This window comes from Streptococcus sp. X13SY08, from assembly GCF_001182825.2.
Taxonomy (GTDB): domain Bacteria; phylum Bacillota; class Bacilli; order Lactobacillales; family Streptococcaceae; genus Streptococcus.
Map to the genome: position 1 here is coordinate 682,430 of NZ_LFYO02000002.1, position 15,147 is coordinate 697,576.

Consider the following 15,147-nt stretch of genomic DNA (forward strand, 5'->3'; position numbering starts at 1 on the left):
GGTCTGCAGCCTTGCACTCGCCCAACATGCAAAAGCAGAAGAAGCAAGCAAAAGCATGGATACAAGCATACCTAGTAGCTTGACTACGCAGCCCACAGTGCTTGAAGCTACCGCATCTGACAGCTCTGCTATGAACCAACAGGAAACAAATCTAAGTGGCGAAGTATCTCCTGTTGATGAGCCTAAGCCAGTTGCTGCGCCGACAACTGAAGCAATTGAGCTCGTTACAGAAGAAAATAGCGGAGCTCAAAGTAAAGGAAAATTTGACTACAAATTACCCATTCTCATCAACAATACACACGCTGATGAGCAGCCTGGTATTGATGTTGTGCGGGGCCTCTTCAAAGAATTTGCTCAAAAATCCCTTATTCGCTACCAAGCTGTAGATGAACATAACCAACCAAAAGAAGTGACAATTGATGTCATGAAATTGCTGGAAAAAGTCATATTACTTTTCAACTTCACTGAAAATCCTGATGGGGATGTCAATAATACCCGAGCTCTGGCAAATGGGCTAGATCCAAATCGCGATACAGGTTATCAAACCAATCCTGAAACCAGAGCTATTGTAGAACAGATGACAAAATGGAATCCGATCGCAGTCTTTGATATCCACGGTTTTGTCAAAGAATTTCTGATTGAACCCGCTACTCCTCCACATGACCCAAACTTTGAATACGATATCTTTGAAGATGACTTGGTTGCAGAAGCTCGTGCTATGGGGCGAGCAGGTATTACCAACTCTAAATACGAAGGTTACATCATTCCGAAATTCGATTACGGTTCAGGATGGGATGATGCATTTTCAGGCTATACTGCGGTCTATGCACTCTATCATGGTATTTTAGGACACACCATTGAAGTCCCTGAAACCAATCAAGAATCCTACAAGGCTGGATTCTTTGCAGTCCTTGCAGGAATTGATTATGATTTACAAAACAGTGATAGGTTGATGGTCAATCGCTTGCGCTACTATTCTCGCGATGTCAATAAAGTTGAAGCACTTTCTGCAGAAACACCTCTGGTAACAGTTGATGGTACGGTCAAAGGCCTTATCAAGGGTGACCACGCAACTTTCTTCCCTGATTATTATGTCATTCCGATGGAATTGTCCGCCAAAAATGATATTGACCAAGCCTTCAAAATGATTGATTACTTCCGTCGTAATGGTGTTCTCCTCAGCCAGTTAACAGAAGACACTGCTGAATACAAAAAAGGCGATTTGGTCATTGACATGGCACAAGCCAAACGTGGCTATGCCAACCATGTGCTCTATAAAGGTTCCAATGAATCTGAATGGCCTGCTATGTACGCCGAGTTAGTCATGAATTTCCCAGCTATGCGCGGTTTCAAAGCTGACGCTATCTATCAAGCAGGGCAATTCGATGGAAAATTAGGTCCCGTAACCATTTCCCAAGCTCCTCGAACTACGGAATTAGGTAAACAATCCTATTATATTATTTCCAATAACTCACTTCCTGCTGTCCAATCTGTCAATTACGCCCTTAAAAATGGAAAATCTGTTTACTTGACAGACGATGGCTTTATTGTAGATCAAGCTACTATCAAAGAGCTGGTAGGCCTCTATCCATTATTTGCACAAGCAACCAATAAAAAACCGATTGGGCAAGTCATGAAACCTAAGAAAATCTACGCACCTGGTAATCCTAATCAAGGTCTTGGCTTTCACTCTGTTTCAGAAGTCACACTAGGTTTATTGCAAATGGGATTTGAAGTCGTGACAAATGTAGAAGATGCCGATGTCATTGTCTTGGATAATGACCAATTCGATAAGGATATTTTGGGCAAAAAACCTGTTATCATTATGGGCGGAGTAGCCATGGCACGCTTAGAGCAACTTGGTTTACTCTCAGGATTTGATGCAGCCATGAACGATGAAGAAAATGGCTATGCCTATGAAGGTTTGATGAACATCAGCTTAGATGATCGCAATCCATATACTAGTGGCTACAATGCAAATGCACTCTCCTATGCTAATTCGGGCAGCTGGATTGAAGCGATTCCTGCTGCCAAGTTATGAAGGTTTAGCCAACAAGACTGTTGCCATCAGTGGAGATTTTATGGGACAACCAATCTTCGCAGGTAATCCACTGAACAAAACTCATACCATTCATTTCTATCGTTGGGTAAGTAACGCTATTTTCGGAATTGATTTGACCGCATTTACTGATGAACAGGAGGATAAAACTGGACAAGCACACATCATTTCTCATAAAGATGCTCAACAAGCTACTGTTCAAATGGTGAGTGTCAAATCTTAATCTTCTTCTCAATCAAGCTCAGCAAAACTCCCTACTACGGGACAAGAAGATTCAAGTATGATCGCTATTAGCGGATTTCTACTCCTCTTTGGCAGTGCCTATCTCAGCATCCGCCGCCGCAACACTGCAAATTAACTCACATACTCTTAGAGTGGACAAACGGTTCCACTCTTTTTGAGTTTCGGAATACCAAAAAAGCGAGCATCTGCTCGCTTGATTCAGTATTAGGCTCGTACTGTCACGGCTTGTCCATCTTCCTTGTAAAGATTGATGAGACCAGATTTGCAGGCACGAACCATATCTCCTGGAAAGACTTCCTGAGGCACATTAATAGTCAAAAGTTCCATTGGACGATTGGCACGATCAATTGGCATTCCTTCAGAATCATGCAAATCTTGAATGTTCGTCACAAAATGTCGGAAACCTGAACCATAGAACTCCACTTGGTCCCCTTCATTGATGACATTACGCTGACGAATGGTAGCCTTCATCGTTGCTTTATCAGAATCAACAACTTCTGCGATAAATTTGTATTGTGGGATTTTGCGACGAGCGCCGAAAAGTTGTTCATTTTCGGTTGGAGCTTGATAGTAGAAACCTGTTGCCAATTCACGTTGCGCCACTTTCCACAGTTCATCAATCAAATCCTGCTTAATGGCCTCAAACTTAGCTGGGCTTTCCAAATAAGCATCCACCGCAGCTTTATAGCAGTTCGTAACAGTAGAAACATAGTGAACTGACTTCATGCGTCCTTCGATTTTAAGGCTATCCACACCATTTTCAATCATGTCTGGAATATGGTCAATCATACACATATCAACTGCAGACATGGAAAATTCTTCAGGCACCTCTCCTTTGATGGAACGACGTTCCTCCCCAAATGGTAAATCATAGAGGTTATACTTCCAACGACAAGATTGGGAACAGCCACCAAGGTTGGCATCGCGATTACTCATGTGATTAGACAAAACACAGCGTCCTGAGTAAGAAATACACATAGCACCATGAACAAAAGCTTCGATTTCTACGCTGGTACGCTTGCGAATCTCTGCTAGCTCTGCCATGGTGACTTCACGCGCCAAGACAACACGTGTCAAGCCTAACTGTTTCCAAAATTCAAAGGTTTCATAATTGGTTGAAGAGGCTTGAGTAGACAGATGGATTTCCAAGCCTGGGGCCTCTGTTGCACAAATCATAATGAGCGCTGGATCAGAAACAATGACGGCATCAAGTCCCAAATCACGCAACTCGCGGAACCAAGCACCCGCACCTTCTTCATTTCCCTCATGCGTCACCATGTTAGCAGCTACATAAAACTTGGCATCGCGCGCATGCGCGTAGTCAATGCCCTCCTTCAATTCTTCCATGGAGAAATTTCCCGCACGACTACGCAATCCATAGGCTTGACCACCTACAAAGACAGCGTCTGCACCATAATCAATGACATATCAATTTTTTCTTTCTATTTTTAAGATAGTAAGTTTCATTTTATTTTTAACAAAAACATATCCCATCTCCGACGATATCCGTAGAAAGCCAATCTTTCTACGGATATCTAGTGCAACTCTTAGCCAATTTCCCATAAGAATTGGCGTTGTCTGATGTGACGTAGCCATCAGACATAGAGTTGCCTATTTACAAGATAGTAAGATGTTTTTTCTTTATCTTATAAGTGATGAAGCCTTGAAACAGCAACTCAATCTTCATCACTTTTTTTATTTATTTGACCTTATTGCGGTCGTATTCGTAAAATCCAGTATCTAACCCATGCTCAGCCGGATGCAATTTACGCACAGCTTCATCCAATAAAAAGGCTTGATCGTAAGTGAACGGACCTGCTTGCAGCATTTCTTTTGCTTGGACAAATAACTTAGCGATTTCCACAAAATTTTGTCCTGGACAGAAAATTCCGTCCAATTTCCAGTTGCAATAGCCATGGTCCACCAATTCAGTCAACTTACTCATCATATTGATATCATTGTTAATGAAAATATGGGTCCCATGCTTGTCTTCAAAAATAGAATGATGGCTTTTTGGATCGCCAGGTTCTGACAAGAAAAGACCACGTTCTTTAGACTTATCAGTCTCCTCACTGTGGGTAAAATTGTAATAATTTTGGAGGAGAGAACGTTTTGAATGATGAATGACAGATACGCCATAGACCAATATTTCTGCTGGAATTTCTAGATTTTCGGAGATATCGAACAGTTCTTCTGATGGAATCTCACGCGCCAAGACTGCTTCAACTGCACCATGGTCTTTCCAGAAGTTAATCTGGCGACTAGAGGTCACAAAAACGGACGTATCGTAAATCAACTTAAAATTGTATCCGTCACGCTTATTGATATAGAAGATGCCTGCATCTCCCACCACCAAATAATCCACTTTGATTTCCTTCATCAATTCCATGAAAGGTTGGATATTATCCATCATTTCTTGGTGCATGAGGGCGTTGGCTGCGACTGTCAATTCCTTACCAGCCTCGTGAACGAGCTCTGCTATTTGACGCAATTCTTCATAAGTAAATGTTTTAGGCAAACGAAGAGCATAGTCCGCTTCACCTACATAAATGCGGTCAACTCCTGCTGCCAGAAGTTCTTTAACTTGCTCAAGGCTTTCTGCCGTTGCTGTAATGATTATATTTTTCATGTGAATAGTATATCAAAATCTTTGCATAGTGATGAGTGATTTCAGAGATTTTAATGATCTGACTTTTCTCATTTCTTTGTCATGATTCTGTAACATTTCTGACACATAAAACCAGTAATGTTATGGTATCATCGTAAGGCAGAAATAAAGGAGACCTTATGGCATTACCAAACTATAGGTCTGACCACCAGTATGAGAACACTACCCCGAAAGAGAATCTGGTCAGCTACCAAGAATACCATGCAAGCAATTATCAACAACAACAGTTAAGAGAAGTTTTATTTTTCGTAAATATTACTATTTTTGCAATTCTTACTGTTTTTTCAGCTTATATTTATTTGACGTTAGAGATTCCAATTTTTATCGCTTTCATTTTAGCCACTGCTACTGGTGCACTAGGATTAAAGTTGGTACAATTTGCTACCAAAAGACAATACCAAAAGTTTCGCAAAAAGAAATACGGTCGCTAGATCGTTTTTTTATTTATTCCTTTGTAGAGACAGAGATTCTTTTTTAGAAAGTCAAAGTCAATAGTCTTGCCTTGTTTACAACAAGAAAAAAGCTTCCTAAACGATTTTACAAAAGTGACAAAAAAGCATTGGGTGCCCAATGCTTTTTCTTATAAATTGATTTCGATTTCGTCTTGGACAACAATATCTTCAGCGAGATCTACTTCGTCCTCTACAAATTCTTCCATATCCTTTGTAGTAGATTCTTTTTGATCTGCTAATTTACTTTTCAGTTGTCCAAATTTTTCAAGCGATTGATCTTTCAAGACAGTCGCCTTTTCTTTGCCATTTTGGACTAAATCATCCACTGTCAATTCTCCAGATTCAAACTGTCCTTTGACCTCATTATATTTGTCAACAGCCTGGTCCTTCAAATCTTGGGCACGCTGAAGGATGTCTGCATTGACTTCGTCTGGATGTTCTTGATAATCTTTAACAAAAGTAACAGCCTTGTTTTTAAATTTTTTGCCTGTTTCAGTTGCAAGAAACACAGCTGCTGCTGCTCCACCTGCTGCACCTAAAATCAAGCTTGTCAATACTTTAGATGTCTTTGCCATTGTTTTTTCCTTTCTTCTTAAAGAGAGATGAGACAACATTAATTGCTGAAAGCGAGCCACCCACTTTAGCAGTTGTCTTACCAGCTGATGCTGCTTTTGAGGTTAATCCACGGGCTGAAGCATTCAAGTCTGAAACGGATACAGATAAGTCTGCAACAGCTGTAAATAATGGATTCAAAGTTTCAACCTTACCATTGACATCGTCCACTAATACATCAAAGTCTGCTGGGCTTCATCCGTCACTGCAGAAATCTTTTTCAATAATAGAACGACATAGACTGCAATAGCTACAAAAGCAAGTGCAATTAACAAAACAGAAATTTCAATAATCATATATTTTCTCCTTTTAAATGAGAGGGTACAATTAACCAACAAAACAATTTAGGCTTGATACCAAGGGAGTTCTTTTGTTTTGCGACGATAGAGGAATAAACCAATTCCCAAGAGAATCAGGAAAGCAGATAACCATTGAGAGACACGCAAACCACCAAGCATGAGACTATCTGTTCGCATCCCTTCAATCACAAAACGACCAATTCCATACCAAACTAGGTAAAAAAGAGTGATTTCGCCACGTTTAAAGAAGTGTGGACGTCGTCTCAGAATTACAAGAATGATAAACCCTAAAAGGTTCCAAAGTGATTCGTAGAGGAAGGTTGGCATACGATAACTACCATCAATATACATCTGATCACGAATAAAACTTGGTAAATAGTTCAGATGTTCAACTTTAGCACCAAAGGCTTCCTGATTAAAGAAATTTCCCCAGCGACCAATAGCTTGTGCAATCATAACAGGCGGAACTGCTACATCAAGGAAATCCCATGTATCAATAAAGCGATGGCGAGTGAAGAAAATCAAGACTAAAAGTCCTGCAATCAAACCGCCATAAATAGCGATTCCCCCATTCCAAATAGCGAAAATCTCTGCCAAATGATCCTTATAATAATCCCAAGAAAAAATGACATAATAAAGACGTGCTCCAATAATGGCGATGGGAAAGGCAATGAGGATAAAGTCTAAGATATCATCGGACGATATTTTCTTACGCGGCGCTTCTTTAGAAGCTAGGTAAACTGCTAGAATCAAGCCAGTGACAATACAGAGTGCATACCAACGAATTTCTAGCGGTCCCAATTTCAATGCAATGGGATCCATTCTTAGTTCTCCTCCTTATTCTTTTCAATCAAAGAAGCTAAGCGCTGTTCAAAACTCTTGGTTGCGTCAAAGCCCATTTGTTTCGCGCGATAATTCATGGCTGCAGCCTCAATGACCACGGAAATATTGCGACCTGTTTTTACAGGGATACGAATTTGTGGAATTTCGATACCCGCAATTTCAATGGTATCGCCACTATTTCCCAACCGATCAAAGATTTTCCCTTTATCATAATTTTCGAGGTAGACAGCCAATTGAACTTCGGAGGATTCTTTTACAGCACTGGCACCATAGAGACTCATGATGTCAATAATACCGACGCCACGAATTTCCAATAAGTGGCGCAGAATTTCCGCAGGCTCACCCCAAAGGGTCACATCGTCTTTAGCGTAGACATCGACGCGATCATCGGCTACCATACGGTGTCCACGCTTGACCAACTCAAGGCCAGTCTCACTTTTACCGATTCCAGAATCTCCCTGAATTAAGACTCCCATGCCATAAACATCCATCAAAACACCGTGGACGCTCGTGCGCGTAGCCAAACGAGAATCTAGATAAGAGGTTAATTCTCCAGAAAGTCGACTAGTCGGCATGTGACCTTGCAAAATAGCAATATCTTCTTCCTTAGCAGCCTGAAACATCTCCTCTGGAATCTCCAAACCACGCGCCACCACAAAAACCGGCGTGTCTGGATGAAACATTCGTCGAAGTACTTGGTAGCGATTGTGACTGGCCATGGCCATCAAATATGACCACTCCTTCATCCCAATCAGCTGGAGACGTTCAGGAGAATAGTAATCAAAATACCCCGTCATTTCAAGCCCAGGACGTGAAATATCAGCCGTTTTGATTTCTTTTTTCAAGGATTCTTCGGTACCATATGCGCATTCTACACGAACATTGTCCGTCAAATCTTTTACTAAAACAACCATAGTTACCTCTCTTTTCTATTCCCTAACATTATATCACAAGAAGACGCTTTCTTCCTTTGTAAAGAAATGAAAAAAAAGCGATTACTCGCTTTCCTTCTGTATATAGTCCAATATTTGCTCTTTTTGATTTTGAAAAACCAATTGCTTTTCTAAGAAAGCTGGCAAGTCTTCCTTAGTAACCCAAGCATGGTCGTCCGTTTCACCCTCTTGATAACGAATATCCTTGCTTCCAGACACTGTTGCAAGATAGGTTTCAAAATTGGTCAAGTGTTGCGGTTCACTAAACCCAAAAAGGAATTCCAATTCCTTGGTCACTAAGCCCGTCTCTTCCGTAAGCTCTCGCTCTGCTGCCTGTCTCCCTGTCTCACCAGCCAAAACAGAACCACCCGCTCCTACTTCGTAAACATTGGGATGATGTTCCTTTGTCGCTGCGCGTCTCACAAAAAGCCAGCTATTATCCTCATGGCAGACCCATACATTGATAGCCATATGATACCAGCCACTTCCATCTGGGAAGGCTGCACGATTAAGCAGGACTCCCCTAACTTGATGACCTTCTTTGTCATAGGCATCCCACATTTCTTTTGGAGTTTTTACTGCCATGGTGTCTGTAGGGTAAAAAATAGGCTAAGGCTACATAAGCAAGCACTAACAAAAATTTATGATCAACAAAGATCAGTATCGCCAAGAACAAGGCACGCAACCATTTTGGATCCCAAACAAAACGCTTAGCAATACCTGCAAAGACACCACTAATCCATCTTCCTTGTCGTTCTTTATAAAATCCTAACATCTATATTCCTTTCATCGTTAAGAGACCATCTGTCGTTCTCATTTGAAAATGTAAAAAATTATCTCCCCTTCTACTCGTCCTTTAATACCTTGTTTTTTAGGAACTTGTACTTGGACATGGGCATGTGCTAGCTGGATTGTCATAAATTGAGAAAAACTACCTGTAGAAGTCAGACGGACATCCTGTTGTTTTTTGCTCGTCTGACTATGAATAGAAATATCTTCAAAAGGAAGAAAATCCAAGCGTGCATCCGCGCAACCCAGATCCAAATCTAACACCGACATCCATTTTTCCGGTAAGGCAAACGTTAACTGACAAGGCAATCCTGTTTCAAAGAGCAGCTTCTCCTCCTCAATAAAAATTTGTGCCAATTTAGCTAAATCCGCCTCATGTGGATACAAAATGGACAAATGAATTTGATCTTTTTTATTTTTAATGAAGTGAATCCGCCCTTCTGTTAGGCGAATAGTCATGGCTTCGATGGTATCAAAACTGTACTCTTGCTTACGTTTTGAGGAAGAAAAGACCTTGAAGCTGGGAAGAGTAAAATTGAGCTTGGAACGTTCCTCGACAAAAGTGAAATCGCCCTCTTCTGCCAACTCTAAAAAACAGGCTCTCGCCTCTTCCTTGGTCAAGATACCTTTTTCATACAACTCTATCAAGCGCTTTTCTTGTTCTTTTCCCATACACTCACCTCAATTCTCTATACTATTATAGCATGCTCACTGAAAAAGAAATCAGCCCAAGGACTGATTTCAAACTTATTCTTTGATAAGAAGACCACGGCATTTTCCACAGCGGTATTTAGCAAGGTCAATACGACGCTTTCGCACATAGACTTGACCACATGTCTGACAATAATAGGAGCGAACAATTCCAGCCTGCAAGGGCAAAGCTGGTGCATAGCGCAACCCATTAACTGCTTTTAACAAATCCTTAAAATCATGATCGCCATGCTTATACCCCTTTTTCTCAAAATAAAGATGGTAATGGCAAAGTTCATGTCGAACAATCTTCCGAAATACATCGAAACCATGTTGTTCTAACATTTGGACATTAAAATCTAGATGACCATCTTTCGGAAAAAATCGTCCACCTGTGGAGCGCAATCGATTATTCCAATACGCTTGATGCTTAAAAGGCTTTCCGAAATCTTCGAGAGAGACTTGCTGAACATAATCAGTGAGATTCACGAGAGGCCACCAAGGTCAAATTAACCTTTTCACGCGACTGATCTAGTTTGTGCACCCAAACGGTTACCAAATCACCCACTGACACGACCTGACTTGGATGCTTGATGAAGGTCTTGCTCATATTGGAAATATGAATGAGCCCATCTTCATGAATCCCGATATCAACAAAGGCACCGAAGTCCACAACGTTACGAACTACGCCTTCCAATTTTTGCCCAATTTGCAAGTCTTTGAAGTCTAGAACATCTTGACGAAGAACAGGAGCTGCAAAATCATCTCGCAAATCGCGACCAGGCTTGAGCAAATCGGCGATAATATCTTTCAGAGTTTCTTGACCTATACCCAATTTCTCCGCTGTTTCAGCTACATTTACCGCCTGCAATCGACCTTGAGCAGCTTCATCTAAAATAGCAATATCAAGTAAATCAAAGAGTTCCTCAACTGCCTTATAAGACTCTGGGTGGACACCAGTATTATCGAGGATATTGTCGCCATTTGGAATGCGTAAAAATCCTGCAGCTTGCTCAAAGGCTTTATCGCCTAAGCGTGGTACTTTTTTCAGCTGAGAACGGGTTTTCAATGCACCATTTTCTTCGCGGTACTTAACAATATTTTCAGAAATGGTCTTGTTGAGTCCTGCTACGTGAGCAAGGAGGGCTGGACTAGCCGTATTAACATTGACACCGACTTGGTTGACTACCGTATCCAAGACAAAATCTAGACCTTCGCTCAGTTTTTTTTGATTCACATCGTGCTGGTATTGACCAACACCAATAGATTTTGGATCGATTTTAACCAACTCTGCTAGTGGGTCTTGGAGACGTCTTGCAATGGAAATAGCAGAGCGTTTCTCAACCGTTAAATCTGGAAATTCATGACGTGCCAATTCAGAAGCAGAATAAACAGAAGCGCCACTTTCATTGACAATAACATAACTAATATCCGGAAACTCTGTCAAAATTTCTGCTACAAAGCTTTCAGATTCACGGCTAGCAGTCCCATTTCCGATAGCAATAATTTCAACATCATACTGCCCCAACAAGTCTGCTAAATCTTTTTTAGCTTGAGCAATCTGACCGTTTGAAGCTGGTTTGACAGGATAGATAACTTGCGTCGTCAACAGTTTCCCAGTTTGGTCCACCACTGCAAGCTTAGCACCTGTACGAAATGCAGGGTCAAATCCCAAAACAGTCTTGCCTTTCAAAGGTGGTACCAAGATGAGATTGCGCAGATTTTCAGAGAAAAGCTTGATGGCTCCCTCTTCTGCCTCTTCTGTCAATTCTGTACGTACACGACGTTCCATGGCTGGTATGATTTTTTTCTTAACAGCTTGAGCAATCGCTTCTTCAATGTAGGCATTTTTTTGTGGAAAACGAACTGCAAAGAAACGCAAGATCTTATCCAGATTGTGCTCAAAACCAACTTTGAGAGCCCCAATTTTTTCTCCACGGTTGAGAGCAAGAGTACGATATCCTTGCATTTTAGCGACTTTTTCTGAGAAATCATAATAAATCTGAAAAACTAACTTTTCATCTGCTGCAGCATCTTTGAGTTCTGAAACGATGACTGAGTTTTGGAGAATTTCTTGATAAGTCCAAGAACGTAGTTTGGTATTTTCAGAAATGGCTTCTACTAAAATATCCACTGCTCCAGCTAAACAGCTAACAGCTGTGTCAAATCCTTCAGTCATAAAATTCTCAGCTTGTTTTTCCAAATCTGACACATTTTGTAGAATGAGGCGCGCCAAGGGAAAGAGTAAAGTTCTTCCACATCAGCTAATTTTTCTGCTTCCTGAATAGCTTTTGCAAGCTCAGGTGTTAATTTCCCAAGTTCTTGGATCTTCGTAAGAACTGTTTCCTTACGCTCAGAAAGAGCTGTCAAAGACTTATCCATATCGATAATGGTCTTGATGACAACCTCATCCAGATTACCCGTTACTTCCTTTCGGTAGCGCGCGATAAAGGGAATGGTATTGCCTTCGGATGTCAAGGTCAATACCGTTTCAATTTGCTTAATCGTTACGCCCAAATCTTGAGCGATTTTCAAATATTTTTCTTCCATAGTGTCTATTATATCACAAGAATTATTGCCTTGTAAGCTATTTCATGCCTTCTAAATCACAAATAAAAGGCCTGAGATTGCTCTCAGACCTGCCTCCCATTTTGGGTCATTATTTTGTAAAATCGATTTTTTTTGCTAACTTTTCAATGACAAGGGCTCCGACCAAGAGCGATGCCAATTCTCCGATTCCTGTCGTAAACCAAGTGAAGAAAAATGGTAAATCATATAAGACTTTCAATTCCAAGGCAATGGTAAACATAGACAAAGAAAAGAAAAGTGAAAAGTAGAAAAAGGCTTTGTTAAACAGTCCCCCGAATACCCGCTCTGCCATGTACCGATGAAAGAGAAGGACACCTAATGCCACAAATACCAAGGTCGATAAACCGCCAACAACCATATCCACTGGGCCAAAGCCAATGAGATTGGAAATCATACAGCCAATGGTAATACCGACAATGTACTTAGGCTTGTAAAACGCCAAGAAATTCATCATTTCTGATACGCGGAACTGATAAGCTCCATAAGAAATTGCATTAAGCGGTGGAGTAACGGTCAGTACCACGTAAATCGCTGCAACAAGCGCTGTTTGTGCCAGATCGCGAGCAGTCCATTTATTTATATCCATAAGTTTCTCCTTTGGCGGCTAAACCGCGTATAATATGCTTGGCTAAAGGGAGGAAGTGCCAAGGGTTGCTTTCACAACCCGTCTAGTATAGCATATTTAGCAAAAAAATGGTAGACTATCACTATGAAACATCTAAAAAAATTACTGCAAAATGAAGTTTTTCTCTATTTAGTTTTCGGAGTGGCTACTACACTAGTTTATATTGCCACTCGGACCATTTTGTTTGCCATTATTCCGCAGACACTTCTAGTGGTCTTCATCGCCAACTGTGTAGCTATCACTTTCGCATTTTTTACCAATGATCGTATTGTTTTCAAACAAAAATCTAGTGGTTGGCTCAAACGAATGATCAAATTTGTGCTAGCCCGCATCTCGACCTTATTCCTAGATATGGTTCTAGCCTATATTTTCGTGGACGCATTCCCACAAATCATTGGACAATTTGTTGGACACGATATCCAAAAGGTCAATGCTGTTGCTACTTTAATCTCCCAAGTTCTGGTCATTGTCTTCAATTACGTTCTCAGTAAGCTCTTTGTATTCACTGCTGGTGACAAATAAAATAAAAAGAGAATAGCCGTCCACTATTCTCTTTTTTCATTTATAATTCTACTTCCCTATGTTCAGTAGTCAAGTGTACGATGGACACCTCTTGCCCGAAATAATCTGTCAATAGTTTGCTAAGAGCCTGTGCCGCTTCCTGCGCTCGCTCTTTTTGTGTGTCATTGATGGCTTCAATCACCAAAACAGCATGTTGGGTGTCTTCTGCCAACATAGTCCTTTTAGCTTCACGCCAGTTTAGATTACGACAAATCGCACCTTTATCGTCATAGTAAATCATTTCTTCTGGTAGAGCTGGAGAGTCATCTTCTGCTCCCAATGGGAAAAGTGCCTCGCCACCCTTAGCTTTTCCGAGATGCATATCTCCAACGATACAGTCCACATCCTCACCACCACACGGTAAGCCATAGGAAAGTGAAATGCTGTTATAGAGATCTACTAAAGGATTGGTAGGATGAAAATCACGTTCTTGGCTAACCCGTTTTAAAAGCGCTTCAATAGAAGAACGAGCTCCTTTTTTGGTTTTAAATTTGGTGAAGGCTTCCCGCCACTCTTTGATGACATCATTTTCAGTAAAGCTTTCTTCTTGAATAAAATCCTGTGCCTTTTGACTAGCTTTAGTGAGCAAGTCTTGAAAATAAGGATTCTTACTCTCGTCAATGTGGTTATCCAAACCAACAATATTTAAAATAGAAATTTGAGCATCTGGAAATACGTCCCAAAACTCTTGATCAACAATAACTTTCATGTTTTTCTCCTTTTGCCAATAGATTCAATTATTCCTTTCATAGTTAACAGAAGAATCCCCACGATTGCTGTACCCGTGCACGACAAACGACTCCAGCAATTGAGTTTCTTCTGACACTCCCCCTCTTTGTGATTATAGCGAATTTTCTTGTATTTGCAACAAAAATCATCCTAAAAAGAAGAACCTTAATGAGACATTAGGATTCTTCTTTTTTACTTATAATTTGTTTCATTCGTTGGAAAACGGAAATAACATCTCCTCTGCGATGGGTAAATTCATCTACAAAATAGTGTTGAATAGTCGCATTTAAAACGGCACCGATAATCAAAATATTAGCTAAAAAGACAGACCACAACATGAAGACAAGAATAATCACTGCCGTCACGAAGCGAAAGTCCAATAATTTATCTGCGTAACTTTCAACGTAGAGACCAAAAAATTGACCTACCGTGCCCATGACCAGCATAACAAAGATGGCACCCGGAAGAGCAAAACGCATTTTACGTATGCGCACATTTGGCAAGAAAAAGTAAAGCAGGACCAACCCTAAAAAGAGGGTCACATAAACAGCCAATTCTGTTTGATTGAGCAAACTACGGAAAAATCCATCTTCCAACTGCAACCAATTGATCAAGCTCTGCAAAAGCGTATTACCAAAGGCAACCATGATGGCACTAAGTGTAATCAGAGCATAAATCGCTACTCCCAAGAAAAATCCTACGATGTAGCTAATAATCATATCGCGGTGCTTTTCAACGCCATAGGCTTTATTAAATGCCTTTTGCAAGGCATTCATGGAACGAGAGATAGTCCATAGAGTAGTGGCAATGGAAATTCCCAACCAAGTAGGGGAAGGTCTACTGAGCACAGATGTGACGATATTTGCAGCCGTTGGATAAAGTTTTACAGGAATAAAATCTTTGATGAAATCTAAAATCTGCTTTACATCAAACTGCAAGTACGGCAACAAGCTCGCCATCGTCATAAGGATGGGGAAAATAGAGACCGTCAAATAGTAACCCACTGCTACACTTGTGATATCCGTTTCTGCACTCTGATAAAAACTCAAAAAGGAA

General features: G+C 40.8%; 15 protein-coding genes, 4 pseudogenes and 1 riboswitch. Of the genes and pseudogenes, 5 read left to right on the forward strand and 14 right to left on the reverse strand.

The features are described 5' to 3' along the window. Window positions 1-232: 232 nt before the first annotated feature. The 3 genes and pseudogenes from AEX56_RS04085 to AEX56_RS08955 all read left to right on the forward strand — a co-directional run. Window positions 233-2,023 (forward strand): annotated as a pseudogene (locus AEX56_RS04085) (zinc carboxypeptidase); the annotation flags it as partial. Then, complete coding sequence (locus tag AEX56_RS09370) at window positions 1,992-2,282, forward strand: hypothetical protein (RefSeq protein WP_330218248.1); 291 nt, start codon at window positions 1,992-1,994, stop codon at window positions 2,280-2,282. The pseudogene AEX56_RS04085 and the gene AEX56_RS09370, both read left to right, overlap by 32 nt. A 57-nt stretch (window positions 2,283-2,339) precedes the next feature. After that, the gene (locus tag AEX56_RS08955) at window positions 2,340-2,417 is read left to right on the forward strand and encodes a hypothetical protein (protein ID WP_236682999.1); all 78 of its coding nucleotides are present in this window, start codon (window positions 2,340-2,342) and stop codon (window positions 2,415-2,417) included. Between the two features lie 89 nt (window positions 2,418-2,506). On the opposite strand, the pseudogene AEX56_RS04095 reads toward AEX56_RS08955, so the two are convergent. Then, a pseudogene (locus AEX56_RS04095) lies at window positions 2,507-3,724 on the reverse strand (peptidase U32 family protein); the annotation flags it as partial. A 277-nt stretch (window positions 3,725-4,001) separates the two neighbouring features. Further along, window positions 4,002-4,931: a peptidase U32 family protein gene (locus tag AEX56_RS04100; protein ID WP_049617992.1), complete on the reverse strand. Its 930-nt coding sequence runs from the start codon at window positions 4,929-4,931 to the stop codon at window positions 4,002-4,004. Between the two features lie 158 nt (window positions 4,932-5,089). Here AEX56_RS04100 and AEX56_RS04105 point away from each other — a divergent pair, with 158 nt between their 5' ends. Then, on the forward strand, window positions 5,090-5,401 hold the full coding sequence (locus tag AEX56_RS04105) for a DUF3270 family protein (RefSeq protein ID WP_049617993.1): 312 nt from the start codon (window positions 5,090-5,092) through the stop codon (window positions 5,399-5,401). Between the two features lie 149 nt (window positions 5,402-5,550). Here AEX56_RS04105 and AEX56_RS04110 read toward each other — a convergent pair whose 3' ends face one another. The 10 genes and pseudogenes from AEX56_RS04110 to AEX56_RS04155 all read right to left on the reverse strand — a co-directional run bounded on the left by AEX56_RS04110 (window position 5,551) and on the right by AEX56_RS04155 (window position 12,762). Next, window positions 5,551-5,997, reverse strand: a complete 447-nt coding sequence (locus AEX56_RS04110; protein ID WP_049617994.1) for a YtxH domain-containing protein — start codon at window positions 5,995-5,997, stop codon at window positions 5,551-5,553. Next, window positions 5,981-6,327: pseudogene (locus AEX56_RS04115) on the reverse strand (DUF948 domain-containing protein). Before AEX56_RS04115 ends, AEX56_RS04110 begins: the two are co-directional and overlap by 17 nt. Before the next feature lie 51 nt (window positions 6,328-6,378). Then, window positions 6,379-7,155 (reverse strand): prolipoprotein diacylglyceryl transferase, encoded by a 777-nt coding sequence (gene lgt / locus AEX56_RS04120; protein ID WP_049617995.1) that lies wholly within the window; start codon window positions 7,153-7,155, stop codon window positions 6,379-6,381. A gap of 2 nt (window positions 7,156-7,157) precedes the next feature. Then, window positions 7,158-8,090, reverse strand: coding sequence for an HPr(Ser) kinase/phosphatase (gene hprK, locus AEX56_RS04125; RefSeq protein ID WP_049617996.1), 933 nt, complete (start codon window positions 8,088-8,090; stop codon window positions 7,158-7,160). An 81-nt stretch (window positions 8,091-8,171) separates the two neighbouring features. Next, complete coding sequence (locus tag AEX56_RS04130; RefSeq protein WP_053093924.1) at window positions 8,172-8,693, reverse strand: NUDIX domain-containing protein; 522 nt, start codon at window positions 8,691-8,693, stop codon at window positions 8,172-8,174. Next, window positions 8,653-8,883: a PspC domain-containing protein gene (locus tag AEX56_RS04135; protein ID WP_049617997.1), complete on the reverse strand. Its 231-nt coding sequence runs from the start codon at window positions 8,881-8,883 to the stop codon at window positions 8,653-8,655. Before AEX56_RS04135 ends, AEX56_RS04130 begins: the two co-directional genes overlap by 41 nt. Before the next feature lie 38 nt (window positions 8,884-8,921). After that, window positions 8,922-9,569, reverse strand: a complete 648-nt coding sequence (locus AEX56_RS04140; RefSeq protein ID WP_053093925.1) for a hypothetical protein — start codon at window positions 9,567-9,569, stop codon at window positions 8,922-8,924. Window positions 9,570-9,644: 75 nt separating this feature from the next. After that, entirely contained in the window at window positions 9,645-10,076 is a 432-nt protein-coding gene (locus AEX56_RS04145; RefSeq protein ID WP_049617998.1) for a SprT family protein, read from the reverse strand. Continuing rightward, window positions 10,063-12,137 (reverse strand): annotated as a pseudogene (locus AEX56_RS04150) (helix-hairpin-helix domain-containing protein). Before AEX56_RS04150 ends, AEX56_RS04145 begins: the two are co-directional and overlap by 14 nt. A gap of 109 nt (window positions 12,138-12,246) precedes the next feature. Further along, on the reverse strand, window positions 12,247-12,762 hold the full coding sequence (locus AEX56_RS04155; RefSeq protein WP_131542027.1) for a QueT transporter family protein: 516 nt from the start codon (window positions 12,760-12,762) through the stop codon (window positions 12,247-12,249). Then, a riboswitch (PreQ1 riboswitch) is annotated at window positions 12,760-12,857 on the reverse strand. It overlaps the preceding gene by 3 nt. 28 nt (window positions 12,858-12,885) lie before the next feature. On the opposite strand from AEX56_RS04155, the gene AEX56_RS04160 reads away from it, so the two are divergent. Then, window positions 12,886-13,323 carry a GtrA family protein gene (locus tag AEX56_RS04160; RefSeq protein ID WP_049617999.1) on the forward strand — a complete coding sequence of 146 codons (438 nt, stop codon included), beginning with the start codon at window positions 12,886-12,888 and terminating at the stop codon, window positions 13,321-13,323. Between the two features lie 40 nt (window positions 13,324-13,363). On the opposite strand, the gene AEX56_RS04165 is transcribed toward AEX56_RS04160, so the two are convergent. Further along, window positions 13,364-14,071 (reverse strand): B3/B4 domain-containing protein, encoded by a 708-nt coding sequence (locus AEX56_RS04165; RefSeq protein ID WP_049618000.1) that lies wholly within the window; start codon window positions 14,069-14,071, stop codon window positions 13,364-13,366. A gap of 196 nt (window positions 14,072-14,267) precedes the next feature. After that, on the reverse strand, window positions 14,268-15,140 hold the full coding sequence (locus tag AEX56_RS04170) for a YihY/virulence factor BrkB family protein (RefSeq protein WP_236682968.1): 873 nt from the start codon (window positions 15,138-15,140) through the stop codon (window positions 14,268-14,270). Window positions 15,141-15,147 lie beyond the last annotated feature (7 nt).

Coding starts and splice junctions, on each gene's coding strand:
- AEX56_RS04135 (WP_049617997.1), bottom strand. CDS start 8,883: ATGTTAGGATTTTATAAAGAACGACAAGGAAGATGGATTAGTGGTGTC.
- AEX56_RS04140 (WP_053093925.1), bottom strand. CDS start 9,569: ATGGGAAAAGAACAAGAAAAGCGCTTGATAGAGTTGTATGAAAAAGGT.
- AEX56_RS04105 (WP_049617993.1), top strand. CDS start 5,090: ATGGCATTACCAAACTATAGGTCTGACCACCAGTATGAGAACACTACC.
- AEX56_RS04165 (WP_049618000.1), bottom strand. CDS start 14,071: ATGAAAGTTATTGTTGATCAAGAGTTTTGGGACGTATTTCCAGATGCT.
- AEX56_RS04155 (WP_131542027.1), bottom strand. CDS start 12,762: ATGGATATAAATAAATGGACTGCTCGCGATCTGGCACAAACAGCGCTT.
- lgt (WP_049617995.1), bottom strand. CDS start 7,155: ATGGATCCCATTGCATTGAAATTGGGACCGCTAGAAATTCGTTGGTAT.
- AEX56_RS04160 (WP_049617999.1), top strand. CDS start 12,886: ATGAAACATCTAAAAAAATTACTGCAAAATGAAGTTTTTCTCTATTTA.
- AEX56_RS09370 (WP_330218248.1), top strand. CDS start 1,992: ATGCTAATTCGGGCAGCTGGATTGAAGCGATTCCTGCTGCCAAGTTAT.
- hprK (WP_049617996.1), bottom strand. CDS start 8,090: ATGGTTGTTTTAGTAAAAGATTTGACGGACAATGTTCGTGTAGAATGC.
- AEX56_RS04130 (WP_053093924.1), bottom strand. CDS start 8,693: ATGGCAGTAAAAACTCCAAAAGAAATGTGGGATGCCTATGACAAAGAA.
- AEX56_RS08955 (WP_236682999.1), top strand. CDS start 2,340: ATGATCGCTATTAGCGGATTTCTACTCCTCTTTGGCAGTGCCTATCTC.
- AEX56_RS04110 (WP_049617994.1), bottom strand. CDS start 5,997: ATGGCAAAGACATCTAAAGTATTGACAAGCTTGATTTTAGGTGCAGCA.
- AEX56_RS04100 (WP_049617992.1), bottom strand. CDS start 4,931: ATGAAAAATATAATCATTACAGCAACGGCAGAAAGCCTTGAGCAAGTT.